Origin of the sequence: Pseudomonas sp. RW10S2 (assembly GCF_014268985.1) — a bacterium.
Taxonomy (GTDB): Bacteria; Pseudomonadota; Gammaproteobacteria; order Pseudomonadales; family Pseudomonadaceae; genus Aquipseudomonas; species Aquipseudomonas wayambapalatensis.
Map to the genome: position 1 here is coordinate 1 of NZ_JABWRO010000139.1, position 13,865 is coordinate 13,865.

12 protein-coding genes are annotated in these 13,865 nt (G+C 63.8%); 4 read left to right on the top strand and 8 right to left on the bottom strand.

Annotation, left to right across the window (positions count from 1 at the left end; translation table 11 throughout):
• Nucleotides 1-124: 124 nt before the first annotated feature.
• From xseA to leuA, 3 genes are all read left to right on the top strand, one after another.
• Nucleotides 125-1,504, top strand: coding sequence for an exodeoxyribonuclease VII large subunit (gene xseA / locus HU729_RS22565; RefSeq protein WP_186711602.1), 1,380 nt, complete (start codon nt 125-127; stop codon nt 1,502-1,504).
• Between the two features lie 3 nt (nt 1,505-1,507).
• On the top strand, nt 1,508-2,335 hold the full coding sequence (locus HU729_RS22570; protein ID WP_186711603.1) for a M23 family metallopeptidase: 828 nt from the start codon (nt 1,508-1,510) through the stop codon (nt 2,333-2,335).
• Nucleotides 2,336-2,721: 386 nt separating this feature from the next.
• Nucleotides 2,722-4,395, top strand: a complete 1,674-nt coding sequence (gene leuA / locus HU729_RS22575; RefSeq protein ID WP_186667975.1) for a 2-isopropylmalate synthase — start codon at nt 2,722-2,724, stop codon at nt 4,393-4,395.
• A 147-nt stretch (nt 4,396-4,542) separates the two neighbouring features.
• Here leuA and HU729_RS22580 read toward each other — a convergent pair whose 3' ends face one another.
• Genes HU729_RS22580 through zwf form a run of 3 tightly spaced genes read right to left on the bottom strand, consistent with a single transcriptional unit; the run spans nt 4,543 to nt 7,404 of the window.
• The gene (locus HU729_RS22580; protein WP_054895162.1) at nt 4,543-5,217 is read right to left on the bottom strand and encodes a bifunctional 4-hydroxy-2-oxoglutarate aldolase/2-dehydro-3-deoxy-phosphogluconate aldolase; all 675 of its coding nucleotides are present in this window, start codon (nt 5,215-5,217) and stop codon (nt 4,543-4,545) included.
• Nucleotides 5,218-5,234: 17 nt separating this feature from the next.
• Complete coding sequence (gene pgl / locus HU729_RS22585) at nt 5,235-5,948, bottom strand: 6-phosphogluconolactonase (protein WP_186711604.1); 714 nt, start codon at nt 5,946-5,948, stop codon at nt 5,235-5,237.
• Nucleotides 5,935-7,404 (bottom strand): glucose-6-phosphate dehydrogenase, encoded by a 1,470-nt coding sequence (gene zwf / locus HU729_RS22590; RefSeq protein WP_186667971.1) that lies wholly within the window; start codon nt 7,402-7,404, stop codon nt 5,935-5,937. The genes pgl and zwf overlap by 14 nt, the downstream gene beginning before the upstream one ends.
• A 210-nt stretch (nt 7,405-7,614) precedes the next feature.
• On the opposite strand from zwf, the gene hexR reads away from it, so the two are divergent.
• Complete coding sequence (hexR, locus tag HU729_RS22595) at nt 7,615-8,469, top strand: DNA-binding transcriptional regulator HexR (RefSeq protein WP_200604055.1); 855 nt, start codon at nt 7,615-7,617, stop codon at nt 8,467-8,469.
• A 1-nt stretch (nt 8,470) separates the two neighbouring features.
• Here the strand turns inward: hexR and HU729_RS22600 are convergent, their stop codons facing one another.
• From HU729_RS22600 to HU729_RS22620, 5 genes are all read right to left on the bottom strand, one after another.
• Nucleotides 8,471-9,325 (bottom strand): D-hexose-6-phosphate mutarotase, encoded by an 855-nt coding sequence (locus HU729_RS22600; protein WP_186667969.1) that lies wholly within the window; start codon nt 9,323-9,325, stop codon nt 8,471-8,473.
• 117 nt (nt 9,326-9,442) lie between these two features.
• Nucleotides 9,443-10,786, bottom strand: coding sequence for a carbohydrate porin (locus HU729_RS22605; protein WP_186667967.1), 1,344 nt, complete (start codon nt 10,784-10,786; stop codon nt 9,443-9,445).
• Between the two features lie 40 nt (nt 10,787-10,826).
• Entirely contained in the window at nt 10,827-11,981 is a 1,155-nt protein-coding gene (gene ugpC / locus HU729_RS22610) for a sn-glycerol-3-phosphate ABC transporter ATP-binding protein UgpC (protein WP_186711605.1), read from the bottom strand.
• A gap of 3 nt (nt 11,982-11,984) precedes the next feature.
• The gene (locus tag HU729_RS22615) at nt 11,985-12,830 is read right to left on the bottom strand and encodes a carbohydrate ABC transporter permease (RefSeq protein WP_186667963.1); all 846 of its coding nucleotides are present in this window, start codon (nt 12,828-12,830) and stop codon (nt 11,985-11,987) included.
• Nucleotides 12,820-13,731: a sugar ABC transporter permease gene (locus tag HU729_RS22620; RefSeq protein WP_054895154.1), complete on the bottom strand. Its 912-nt coding sequence runs from the start codon at nt 13,729-13,731 to the stop codon at nt 12,820-12,822. Before HU729_RS22620 ends, HU729_RS22615 begins: the two co-directional genes overlap by 11 nt.
• Between the last annotated feature and the right edge of the window lie 134 nt (nt 13,732-13,865).

Consider the following 13,865-nt stretch of genomic DNA (forward strand, 5'->3'; position numbering starts at 1 on the left):
GCGGCGCTCGATCTCAAGATCTCCGAAAATCCCAAGCCAGGCCACAGACCGCCCAGATGCTATCTGCGCCCAACCCCCTCTGCCCCTTGATACCCCCCCCACCCTCCCCCTTATCATGCCCGCCATGATCAGAGACCCTTTCGAACGACTCGGCCTGGACCGCGAGGTCCTCACCGTCAGCCAGCTCAACGGCCGCGCCCGTGTGCTGCTCGAAGACGTGTTCCGCAGTGTCTGGGTGGAAGGCGAGATATCCAACCTCGCCCGCCCGGCCTCCGGCCACCTGTACTTCACCCTCAAGGACAGCGGTGCCCAGATCCGCTGTGCATTGTTCCGGCAGAACGCTGCCAGGGTCCGCCAGGCCCTGCGTGACGGCCTGGCGGTCAAGGTACGCGGTAAGGTCTCGCTGTTCGAGGGGCGCGGCGATTACCAGTTGATCGTCGATACCGTCGAGCCCGCCGGTGACGGCGCCTTGCGCCTGGCCTTCGAGGCGCTGAAGGAAAAGCTCGGCAACGAAGGGCTGTTCAGTGCCGAACGCAAGCAGCCGCTGCCGGCTCACCCGCGCCGCATCGGCATCGTCACCTCGCCAAGCGGCGCGGTGATCCGCGACATCATCAGCGTCTTTGCCCGCCGTGCACCGCAAGTCGAGCTGAACCTGGTCCCCACGGCAGTACAAGGACGCGAAGCCATCGGCCAGATCGTCCGCGCCTTGCAACTGGCCGACAGCCTTGGTTTCGATGCACTGATCCTGGCCCGTGGCGGCGGCTCGCTGGAAGACCTCTGGTGCTTCAACGAAAAAGCCGTCGCACGTGCCATCGCCGCCTGCGTGACGCCTATCGTCAGTGCGGTGGGCCATGAGACCGACGTGTCGATCAGCGACTTCGTCGCCGACGTGCGCGCCCCAACCCCTTCGGCGGCCGCCGAATTGCTCGCACCTGACAACAGCGGCCTGCAGCAACGCCTCGACAGCCTGCAGCGGCGCCTGTTACTGCGCATGCAGCACCGCCTGAGCCACGATCGCCTGCGCCTGGAAGGCCTGGCCCGTCGCCTGCGTCACCCCGGCGAACGCCTGCGCCAGCAGGCCCAGCGCCTGGATGACCTGGACATGCGCTTGCGCCGCGCCTTCATGCTCGACATGAACCAGCGCCAGCAACGCCTGGGCCGCCTCGACACGCGCCTGGCCGCGCAGCATCCCGGGCGCACCCTCAAGCTGCTCGGACAGCGCCTGGACAGCCTCGCCGAGCGTCTGCCGCGGGCCATGCGCGAAACGCTCAAGGACCGCCGCCAGCGCTTCCAGGCGCAATTGCAGACGCTGCAGGTGGTCAGCCCGCTGGCCACCCTGGCCCGCGGCTACAGCATCCTGCTCGACGAACGCGGCCAGGCCATCCGCAGCGCCGCCCAGACCCGCAACGGCCAGCGCCTGACCGCGCGCCTGAACGAAGGCGATCTGCAGGTTCGGGTCGAAGACAACCACCAGACTCCGGTCACCCTCTCTCTACTGGACTGACACATGCCCCGTCTGCTTGCCCCCCTGCTCGCACTCTGCGCCCTGCTGCTGGCCAGCACGGCCCAGGCCAGCTACATCACCCGCACCCTCAACAAGCCAGTCCCCGGTGGCGTGGCGGTGGTCGACCTCGGCCCCGCCGCCAGTGCACCGAGCGCGCGCTTCGACGGCAAGCCGGTGCTGGTGGTCAAGGAACAGGACACCTGGCTGGCCATCGTCGGTATCCCGCTGACGCAGAAACCCGGCACAGCCACCCTCACCCAGGGCGCACGCTCCCTGCCCTTCAGCGTGGGCAGCAAGAAATACCCCGAGCAGCACATCACGCTGAAGAACAAGCGCCAGGTCAATCCCGAGCCGGATGACCTCAAGCGCATCGACCGCGAGCTGGCCGAGCAGGTCAAGGCATACCGCAGCTTCAGCCCGGGCATGCCGAGCAACCTGATCCTCGACAAACCGGTCAATGGCCCCCTGTCGAGCAAGTTCGGCGTGCGCCGCTTCTTCAATGGCGAGGAGCGCAACCCCCACGCCGGGCTGGACTTCGCCGTGCCCGCCGGCACCCCGATCAAGACCCCGGCCAACGGCAAGGTGATCCTGGTTGGCGACTACTTCTTCAATGGCCGCACGGTGTTCGTCGACCATGGCCAGGGCTTCATCAGCATGTTCTGCCACATGTCCAAGGTCGATGTGCAACCGGGGCAGGTGCTGCGCCGCGGCGACGTGGTCGGCAAGGTCGGCTCCACGGGCCGGGCAACCGGGCCGCACATGCACTGGAACGTCAGCCTGAACGATGCTCGAGTGGACCCGGCGATCTTCATCGGAGCGTTCCAGCCCTGAGATCGGTGACAAGCCCGCTCACACCGGGGATTTCCTGTGGGAGCGGGCTTGTCCCGCGATGGCCGCGCCGCAGTCGCATCACCTTGCGCAGCAACAAACCTCGGCACAATAAAAAATCAATAACAATCAAACGACAGCCATAAAATCTCACCCATAAGCTTTTTTTAAGCATTCCTCTCAATTTTTTTTGAACACTTGCCATCTCCCACTCCCACTGGTTAGGGTTGAGGGCATGAAAACCTCGATCACCCTCATTCTGCTCCGCCAACACCGCAGCCTTTGCCTGGTCAGTGCACGACTACCTGGGTGAACCGCGTCGCCTCGCCTCTTCATCTCGTTATCGCTTGGCAGGCCCGATCAGGCCGCACATTAAAGGATTGCTCCAAATGACCATGCTCAAAGACCCGTCGAAGAAATACCGCGCCTTCCCGACCATCGACCTGCCAGACCGTACCTGGCCGTCGAAGGCCATCACCCAGGCGCCAATCTGGTGCAGCTCCGACCTGCGTGACGGGAACCAGTCGCTGATCGAGCCGATGGACGCCGAGAAGAAGCTGCGTTTCTGGAAAACCCTGGTGCAGGTTGGCGTGAAAGAGATCGAGGCGTCGTTCCCGTCTGCCTCGCAGACTGACTTCGACTTCGTACGCACCCTGATCGAAGACGGCCACATCCCGGACGACACCACCATCCAGGTACTGACCCAGGCCCGTGAAGACTTGATCGCCCGCACCTTCGAGTCCCTGCGTGGCGCGAAGAAGGCCATCGTCCACCTGTACAACGCCACATGCCCGGCGTTCCGCCGCATCGTCTTCAACCAGGACAAGCAAGGCGTGAAGGACATCGCGGTGAACGCAGCCAAGCTGTTCGTCAAGTACGCCGCCCAGCAGCCGGAAACGCACTGGACCTTCCAGTACTCGCCGGAAACCTTCAGCGCCACGGAGCTGGAGTTCGCCAAGGAAGTGTGCGACGCGGTGATCGAGGTGTGGAATCCGACCCCCGAGCACAAGATCATTCTCAACCTGCCGGCCACCGTGGAAGTCGCCACGCCAAACGTCTACGCCGACCAGATCGAATGGTTCTGCCGCAACGTCAGCCGCCGTGACAGCGTGATCATCAGCCTGCACACCCACAACGACCGCGGCACCGGCATCGCCGCCACCGAGCTGGGCCTGATGGCTGGCGCCGACCGCGCCGAAGGCTGCCTGTTCGGCAACGGCGAGCGTACCGGCAACGTCGACCTGGTCACGCTCGCGCTGAACCTCTACACCCAAGGTATCGACCCACAACTGGACTTCTCCGACATCGACGGCGTGCGCAAGGTCGTCGAAGAGTGCAACCAGTTGCCGGTGCACCCACGTCATCCGTATGTCGGTGATCTGGTGCATACCGCCTTCTCCGGCTCGCACCAGGACGCCATCCGCAAGGGCTTCGCCAAGCAGCAGGACGGCGAGCTGTGGGAAGTGCCGTACCTGCCGATCGACCCGGCCGACATCGGCCGCAGCTACGAGGCGGTCATCCGCGTCAACAGCCAGTCCGGCAAGGGCGGTATCACCTACCTGCTCGAACAGGAATACGGCATCAGCCTGCCGCGCCGCATGCAGATCGAATTCAGCCAGGTGGTCCAGGGCGAGACCGACCGTCTCGGCCTGGAAATGACCGCCCAACAGATCTACAGCCTGTTGCACAAAGAGTACCTGCAGGCCAACGCCCCTTATGCACTGGTCAGCCATCGCCTGCAGGAAGAGAACGGCAACAGTGCCGTGGAAGTGGAAGTCGCCGGTGAAGGCGAGACCACCCTGCACTGGCGCGGCAAGGGCAACGGCGCCCTCGAAGCCCTGGTAGCCGGGCTGCCGATTGCAGTCGAGATCATGGACTACAACGAGCACGCCATCGGTGCAGGCACCAATGCCAAGGCCGCGGCCTACATCGAATTGCGCGTGGCCGGCGGTCGTCCGGTGCATGGCGTGGGTATCGATGAGAACATCACCACCGCAAGCTTCAAGGCACTGTTCAGTGCATTGAACCGCTCGCTGAGCCAGCAGGCCGCCAAGGCGGCGTAAAGGCACGCGCAGCACACAGAGCCCGTATCGGTCGATGCGGGCTTTTTCATTTCATGGCGGGCCATGATGGAGGCAAAACCTGCACATAAAAAAAAGGGGCGCCGACCAAGCGCCCCACAAGCCGTACAGCACACAACGAAATTCGTATCAGTCCAGCAGCGCCATCGCCTCGGCGCTGCAGGCTTCGATCCGCGCCCAGTCACCGTTCTTGATCCAGCTGCTATCCAGCATCCAGGTCCCGCCTACGCACATCACATTCGGCAATGCCATGTAGTTGCGCGCGTTGGCCGGGTTCACCCCGCCGGTCGGGCAGAAGCGGATATCGCCGAATGGGCCGCCGTAGGCCTTGATCGCCGCCACGCCGCCAACGATCTCGGCGGGGAACAGCTTGAAGCGACGATAGCCCAGCGCGTAGCCCGCCATGATTTCCGACGGCGTGCTGATGCCCGGCAGCAGCGGAATATCACTCTGCACACCAGCCTCGAGCACTTCGCGGGTAATCCCCGGCGTCACCACGAACTGCGCCCCCGCCGCTTCCACGGCCGCGAACATCGCAGGATCGAGCACGGTGCCGGCACCGATGCACAGTTCAGGACGCTGCTCACGCAGCACCTGGATGGCCTTGAGACCGTGCTGCGAACGCAGGGTCACCTCCAGGGTACGGATGCCACCGGCTGCCAGGGCATCGGCCAACGGTAGGATGTCTTCCTCGCGGGCGATGGTGATCACCGGCAGGATGCGCGCCTTGCCGCAGATCTCATCGATCCGGGCGGCTTTCTCGGCCATCGAGAGCAGAGGTTGTGGGCGTTCAAGCGTGGTCATGACAGTGGATCCTTGGCTCATGGGCACCAGTAGATGTCCAGGGGGTCGTGAAGAAAGGCGCGAATGGGCATTTGCGTGAGGTCGTCGCCAGCCAGAGCGGCGCGCAGGGTAGCGAGTTTGCCTGACCCCTGCACGGACAGTGCGACGAAAGCAGCGCTCGACAGCAGCGCGCGGGTCATCGACAGGCGTTGGTGCGGCACGCTCGGTGCCAGCAATGGCAGGCAGCGGCGCGCGCTCTCTGGATCGAGGCCCTCGACCAGGTTCGGGCTGTCCGGGAACAGCGATGCGGTATGGCCGTCGTCGCCCATGCCCAACACCAGCACGTCGATCGGCGGCAGGTCGGCAAGCACCTGGTCGGCCTGTTGCGCCGCCGCGTCGAGGTTGTCGGCGCGCTGGTACAGGCCCATGAACCGCGCCTTGGCCGCCTCGCCCTTGAGCAGGTGCCGGGCCAGCAGCCCGGCATTGCTGTCGGCATGCTCGACCGGCACCCAGCGCTCGTCGGCCAGCGACACGGTCACCTTCGACCAGTCGAGTTTTTCCTGGGCCAGTTGCTCGAGAAACGGGACCGGGCTACGCCCGCCAGACAGCACCACACAGGCCTGACCCTTGCTGGCGATGGCGGCGCGCAGGCGCTCGGCCACATCGCCGGCCAGCGTCGCGGCCAGGCGCTTGGCGTCTGTCAGCGCGTGAACCTTCGCGGTCGCCGGCAGTTGCAGTTCAGATATCGCCATACCAGGCTCTCCCATCGCGTGTAATCAGTGCAATCGAGCTCATGGGCCCCCAGGACCCGGCCGCATAAGGCTTGGGCGCGTCACCGGCGTTCTTCCAGCCGGCGATCAACTGGTCGCACCAGGTCCAGGCGTACTCGATCTCGTCCTTGCGCACGAACAGGTTCTGGTTGCCGCGCATCACTTCGAGCAGCAAACGCTCGTAGGCATCCGGAATCCGCGCGCTGCGCCAGGTGTCGGAAAAATTCAGTTGCAGTGGGCCGCTGCGCAGTTGCATGCCCTTGTCCAGCCCCTGCTCCTTGGTCATCACCCGCAGCGAGATACCTTCGTCGGGCTGCAGACGGATGATCAGCTTGTTGCCGATCTGCAAACGCTGCTCCGGGGCGAAGATATAGTGCGGCGTTTCCTTGAAGTGGATGACGATCTGCGACAGCTTCTGCGGCATGCGCTTGCCGGTACGCAGATAGAACGGCACGCCCGACCAACGCCAGTTGCGGATGTCGGCGCGCAGGGCGACGAAGGTTTCCGTGTCGCTCTGGGCGTTGGCGTTCTCTTCTTCCAGGTAGCCCGGCACCGGCGTGCCGTCGCTGTAGCCGGCGATGTACTGGCCGCGCACCACACGGGTGCTCAGCCCCTCGCCGGTGATCGGCGCCAGCGCCTTGAGCACCTTGACCTTCTCGTCGCGGATGCTGTCGGCCGACAGATCGCTGGGCGGGTCCATGGCGATCAGGCACAGCAGCTGCAGCAGGTGGTTCTGGATCATGTCGCGCAGTTGGCCGGCCTTGTCGAAGTAGCCCCAGCGCCCTTCGATGCCGACTTTCTCGGCAACGGTGATCTCCACGTGGGAGATGGAGTTCTGGTTCCACTGGGTTTCGAACAGGCTGTTGGCAAAGCGCAAGGCGATCAGGTTCTGTACCGTTTCCTTGCCCAGGTAGTGGTCGATGCGATAGACCCGGCTTTCGGGGAAGAAGCGCGCCACGGCGTCATTGACCCGACGCGACGACTCCAGGTCGTGCCCGATGGGTTTTTCCAGCACGACGCGGGTGCGCGATGCCAGGCCGGCCTTGTCGAGGTTTTCGCATATGGCCCCGTAGACCGCCGCCGCAGTGGCGAAATAGGCGATCAGTGGCTGCCCTTCACCGGCCTGCTCGGCCAGGGCCTGGTAGCCTTCGGGCTGGACAAAGTCCAGGTGCAGGTAGCTCAGGCGGTCGAGAAACCGTTGCAGGGCCTGGGGTTCGATATCGGCAGCCGGCACGAAGCGGCGCAACTGGGCTTCGATGTTCGCCAGGTGCTGCTCGGGGGTGCCAGCTTCGCGGGCCAGGGCCAGCAGCCGGGTGTCGGAATGCAGCAGGCCGGCGCGGTCCAGCTCGTAGAGGGCAGGAAACAGCTTGCGCAACGCCAGGTCGCCAAGGGCGCCAAAGAGGGCGAATGTGCAAGGTTCTACACTGATAGCAACCATGATGTTGGTTCTTTTATTAAAGTTGGCCTAGAAATACCGTTTTCGATGACAATTTTCAAGCGCGATGTAGTAAAAATAACAACATCTCGTACAGCGATTACAGACAAGTGGTATGACAATCCCACCATCAGTACGATAGACAACCGTGCAAAAAGCCGACTGTTCCCTCAGCCGGCCGTCTTTCCGACCCAAGGACATCCCATGGACCGTGTGCGAAACCTCCTGGAACAGATCCAGGGACGCCTCGACGAGCTGAACAAGGCCGAACGCAAAGTCGCCGAAGTCATCCTCCTCAACCCGCAGCAGGCCACCCGTTTCAGCATTGCCGCCCTGGCCCAGGCGGCCAAGGTCAGCGAACCGACCGTCAACCGCTTCTGCCGCTCGTTCGGCGTCAGCGGCTACCCCGAGCTCAAGCTGCAACTGGCGCAGAGCCTGGCCAGCGGCGCGGCCTACGTAAGCCGCGCGGTGGAAGCCGACGACGATCCTGCCGCCTACACCCAGAAGATCTTCGCCAGCGCCATCGCATCGCTCGACAGCGCCTGCCAGCAGATCGACCCGCAGCAGGTCAGCCGCGCCGTGGACATGATGATCCAGGCCCGGCAGATCCATTTCTTCGGCCTGGGCGCCTCGGCGCCGGTGGCCATGGACGCCCAGCACAAGTTCTTCCGCTTCAACCTGGCGGTGTCGGCACACCCCGACGTGCTGATGCAGCGCATGCTGGCATCGGTCGCGCACACCGGCGATCTGTTCGTGATCATTTCCTACACCGGGCGCACCCGCGAACTGGTCGAAGTGGCGAAACAGGCCAGGGAAAACGGCGCCTCGGTGCTGGGTATCACTGCCGCCGGTTCACCCCTGGCCAAGGCCTGCAGCATGAGCCTGCACCTGCCGCTGCCGGAGGACACCGACATCTACATGCCGATGACCTCGCGGATCATCCAGTTGACGGTGCTCGATGTGCTGGCCACCGGCATGACCCTGCGCCGCGGCTCGGATTTCCAGCCACACCTGCGCAAGATCAAGGAAAGCCTCAACGCCAGCCGCTACCCCGCCGAAGACAGCTGACTCAACTGAGCCGATGCGCCTGCAGCCGCAACTGCGCGCGCTGCCCGGGCGCCAGGCTCAATCCTTCGCCGCTGCCACTGGCAGCCTCGACGCAGACGAACCCCTGGCTCTCGCGCCCGCTCACCCCCATCAATGGGCGATTGCCAGGGTGCCAGACCACCGTGTCGTCGCTGTCGCTGGTGTCGATGCACAGTTCGCGCGCCCAGGCCGAGTCATGCAACTGCACCTTCGGCGTGCCCGGGTAGACCTTCTGGCACCCCCCTTTGAGCGTGAGCACGCCATCTTCACGGCATGCCTGTCGGTTGAGGCGGTCGTAGCCGTCGATATCCTCCAGGCCCGACAAAGCGATCTGCGACACATCGCTGATGCGCCAGAACGCCAGCAATGCGTGGCTCAGCTGGCAGGGTTCGCTGTCCTGGTGCTCGGTGCACAGGCGCAGTTCCATGCTCGAGCCCAGCCGGGCGTGCAAGTCGACCTGCCAGTCGCACAGGTCCAGACGCCACTTGAGCGTGACGCCCTCCTCGTCTTCGCGGCTGTCGAGCAGCTTCCAGTCCAGCAAGCGCCCCCAGCCATGAGCCGGCCACAGGTCCTCGCTGGGATGACGGCCATACCAGGGCCAGCACACCGGCACGCCGCCACGGATCGCACCGACCTGTGGCCATTGTTCGGCGCACCACAGCCAGGGTTTCTCGCCGGTCGGCTGAAAGTGCAGCAATTGTGCGCCCTGGCGGCTGAACACCGCCTGGCAGCATGGGTGATCGATGATCAGGACATCGCGCTGCTGGTGACGCTCCCACTCGAAAACCGGCCGTGGCCGTTGCGAAGTGAAAAAGCGATGGAGCGGATGTTCAGACATGTTCAGAAAGCTCTTGTTGTTTGAGATAGCGCTGTCTTTACCCAAGCCCGAGATCCACTGCAGAACAGTGGATCTCGGGGTGTGGGGGTGGATGGCGTAAATTTACAACAATTTTTCTTAGAATGACGACTGAATCTTCAAGCCTGCGACCAACGCGTTGTCGACATCGTCCACACCGCCCGGGCTCTTGATGTACTGCAGGTTCGGGCGCACGGTCAGCCAGTTGGTGACGTGGAAGCCGTAGTACAGCTCGGCGTTGTACTCGGTGCGCTGCAGTGGCACGAAGCCCGGATTGTCGTAGTCGTCGATACCGCTCTGGGCGTTGAGCAGTTCGGCGCGCTTCTTCACGTCGTCGTTGACGTGGATGCGCGCGATGCCGAAGCCGATATCATCCTTGGGCCGTGCATCGAACGCGCCCTTGTAGACCATCCCCACCTGCTGGTAGTTGTCCACCACGTTGGTGGCCTTGTCGTGCACGGTGAAGTTGGCGAACAGGCTCAGGCCGCGGTTGGCATCGCCGTTGTGCGCGGTGACCTGCTGCTGGGCCACGACCCACCAGCCATGCTTGCTCGAGTGCGACTTGAAGGCTTGGCCAGTCAACGCCTGCGGGTTGCCGTTGATGTCGTCGTAGACGTCGTCGGCCTTGGCGGTGCTGTAGTAGTAGCCCAGGCGGTATTCGCCCGGCAGGCCGTTGACCTTCGGCGACCAGACCATTTCCACCGGCAGGATCGCGCCCTTGGTCCCGCTGCCACTGAGCTTGAAGCCGTTGCCGGTCTCGAGGTTGGACGGGTTCTGCTCATAGGCACCGACCTGGACGAAGAACTCCGGCGTGATGTTGTACTTCACCCGCAGCGCCCACTGGCTGACCGGCCAGTTGTACCAGATGCCGCCCACCCAGTTGCCCACCTGCGAACCGCAGAACGCCAGGTTCTGGAAGTCGCAAGGGAAGCTGTTGAAGTCCTCGCCTTCACCGAAGCGGCCAACCTTCACGTCCAGCGCGCCGTCGAAGTACTTCTGCTTGACCCACATCTGCGTCAGGCGCCAGGTCTGGCCACGGCCCCAGACTTCCTGCACCGAGCTGAACTGCCCGGCGCGCGGGTCGCTGATGCGGTCATTGGACAGGTTGCGTCCGCTACGCTCGGTGATCGCCAGCTTGAACTCCGCATCGTGCCAGCCAAGGATCTTCTGCAGGTCCAGGTGCGCGCCGAGGGCGAACTGATCGCTGTAGCGTGCGGTCTTGTCGTTGTTGTAGCCACCGTGCAGGTTACCGGCCACTTCACCCACGTAGTCGAGAGTGAAGTCGTAGCCTTTTTCCAACAGCTCGGTGCGAGCCCCACCCCAGTCGCCAGTCATCCATTTCGACTCGCTGGAGAAAGCCTCGGCAGCATGCGCGCCATTGCTGCCCACGAGGGCGAGCAGGGTCAGCGAGCCTAGTGCCTTGATACGCTTGCGATGGTCCATCCCTTGTTTCCTCTTTTCTTGTTATCGATGGTTTGCTGCTTCAACGTCCCTTGATACGTGTCACGTTGTCCTTGACTGGCGCGTCCGCTGTCGGCAGGTCCAGGCGCTCGCCGCTGCTCGCGTCGAACAGCAGGACCCGCGCCGGATCGAACTGCAGGTTCAGGCTGTCACCGACATTGCAGGCGACATCCGGCGCCAACCGGCAGCAGACCTTGGTCTGGTTGAGGGTGACGAACACCAGCAGGTCGGGCCCGGTGGGCTCCAGGACCTGCACTTCTGCACGCACCGCCGGCAAGCCGTTGCCTTCGGCGCTACCGAGTGCGATCTGCTCGGGGCGTACGCCGAGGATCACCTCACGGCCGTCCAGCGCTTCGCTGGCCGCGCCCAGGGGCAGTTCGCAGCGGGCCTGGCCGCTGTCGAGCAGGGCGAACAGGCGCCCGTCCTGCTTGCTGATGCGCACGGGGATGAAGTTCATGGGTGGCGAGCCGATGAAGCTGGCGACGAACAGGTTGGCCGGATCGTTGTAGATCTGCTGGGGCGTACCGAACTGCTGGATGATGCCGTCCTTCATCACCGCGACCTTGTCCCCCAGGGTCATGGCCTCGATCTGGTCGTGGGTCACGTACACCGTGGTGGTTTTCAGGCGCTGGTGCATCAGTTTCATTTCGGTGCGCATCTCGACCCGCAGCTTGGCGTCGAGGTTCGACAACGGCTCGTCGAACAGGTAGATCTTCGGCCTGCGCGCCAGCGCCCGGCCCATGGCCACGCGCTGCTGCTGTCCGCCGGAGAGCTGGCCCGGCTTGCGATTGAGCAGGTGCTCGATCTGCAGCAGCTTGGCCACCCGCGCGACTTCCTCGTCGATCGCCGACTGCGGCATCTTGCGGATCTTCAGGCCGAACTCGATGTTCTCGCGCACGCTCATGGTCGGGTACAGCGCATAGGACTGGAACACCATGGCGATGTCACGATCCTTCGGGCTCATGCCGGAAACGTCCTGGTCATCGATCAGGATCGCCCCGCCGGTGATGTTCTCAAGGCCGGCGATGCAGTTCATCAAGGTGGACTTGCCGCAGCCGGAAGGGCCGACCAGGATCAGGAACTCGCCGTCCTTGATCGCCAGCTGGATATCCTTGAGGGTGTCCGGCAAGCCGGTGCCGTAGGTCTTGTTTACATTGCGAAGTTCGAGCGTTGCCATGACTTACCCCTTGACTGCGCCGGCGGTCAGCCCACGCACGAAATACTTGCCTGCGACCACATAGACCAGCAGGGTTGGCAGTGCGGCGATCATTGCCGCGGCCATGTCGACGTTGTATTCCTTGGCACCGGTGCTGGTGTTGACCAGGTTGTTCAGGGCCACGGTGATCGGTTGCGAATCGCCGCTGGAGAACACCACGCCGAACAGGAAGTCGTTCCAGATCTGGGTGAACTGCCAGATCAGGCAGACCATGATGATCGGCGTCGACATCGGCAGGATGATGCGGCGGAAGATGGTGAAGAACCCGGCACCATCTAAGCGTGCAGCCTTGACCAGCGCCTCGGGAATGCTCACGTAGTAGTTGCGGAAGAACAGCGTGGTGAAGGCCAGGCCATAGACCACGTGCACCAGCACCAGCCCCGAGGTGGTGCTGGCCAGGCCCAGCTTGCCGAGGGTGAACGAGGCTGGCAGCAGCACGGTCTGGAATGGCAGGAAGCAGCCGAACAGCAGCAGGCCGAAGAACAGTTGCGAGCCACGGAAGCGCCACATCGACAGCACGTAGCCGTTCAGGGCGCCGATGGCCGTGGAGATCAGCACCGCCGGAACGGTGATCAGGATCGAGTTCCAGAAATACCCACTGACCGTGCCCCAGGCCTTGACCCAGCCAATCGCGGTGAACAGCTCCGGCCAGCTCAAGAGGTTGCCGGTGCTGATGTCTTCCGGGGTCTTGAAGCTGGTCAGCAGCATCACCACCAGCGGCACCAGGTAGAGCAGCACGGCCAGCAGCAGCACGGCGTGGATGGCGATGCGACCCAGGCTGAGGGCCGGCTTGTCGAGATTAGTGGTCATTGCGCTTGGTCCTCAGCTCGGAATACAGGTAGGGCACGAGGATCGCGAGGATCGCGCCGAGCATCAGGATCGCGCTGGCCGAGCCCATGCCCATCTGCCCGCGGCTGAAGGTGAACGAGTACATGAACATCGCGGGCAGGTCCGAGGAATAGCCAGGGCCACCGGCGGTCATCGCGGCCACCAGGTCGAAGCTCTTGATGGCGATGTGCGAGAGGATCATCAGCGAGCTGAAGAACACCGGGCGCAGGCTCGGCAGCACCACGGTCCAGTAGATGCGCGGCATACTCGCACCGTCGATCTGCGCAGCACGGATGATCGACTGGTCGACGCCGCGCAGCCCGGCAAGGAACATGGCCATGATGAAGCCCGAGGCCTGCCATACCGCGGCGATCACCAGGCAATAGACGACCCGGTCAGGGTCGATCAGCCAGTCCAGGCGAAAGCCCTCCCAGCCCCAGTCGCGCAGCAGCTTGTCCAGGCCCATGCCCGGGTTGAGCAGCCACTTCCAGGCGGTGCCGGTCACGATCATCGACAGTGCCATGGGGTACAGGTAGATGGTGCGGATCACCCCTTCGCGGCGGATACGCTGGTCGAGGAACACCGCCAGCAGCACGCCGATCACCAAGGTGATGCCGATGAACATTCCGCCGAAGACCAGCAGGTTCTTGCTCGCCACCCACCAGCGGTCGTTGTCGAACAGCCGCGCGTACTGGGCCAGGCCCGCCCACTTGTAGGTGGGCAGGAAGGTCGAGGTGGTGAACGACAGGACGAAGGTCCACAGGATGTAGCCGTAGAAGCCCACCAGCACGATGAACATGCTCGGCGCCAGTACCAGTTTCGGTAACCAGCGCTGGAGCGCGTCCAGGGGTGAGGCCCGCAGTTGGGCGGTGGTCGTAGTCATGATTTCAGATACCGGAACGAGGGCGGTGCTGCGCACCGCATCGCGGGACAAGCCCGCTCCCACAAAGATCTGGCCCACCCACAGGTTCAGCGCATGGCGCCAAACCTGTGGGAGCGGGCTTGTCCCGCGATTGG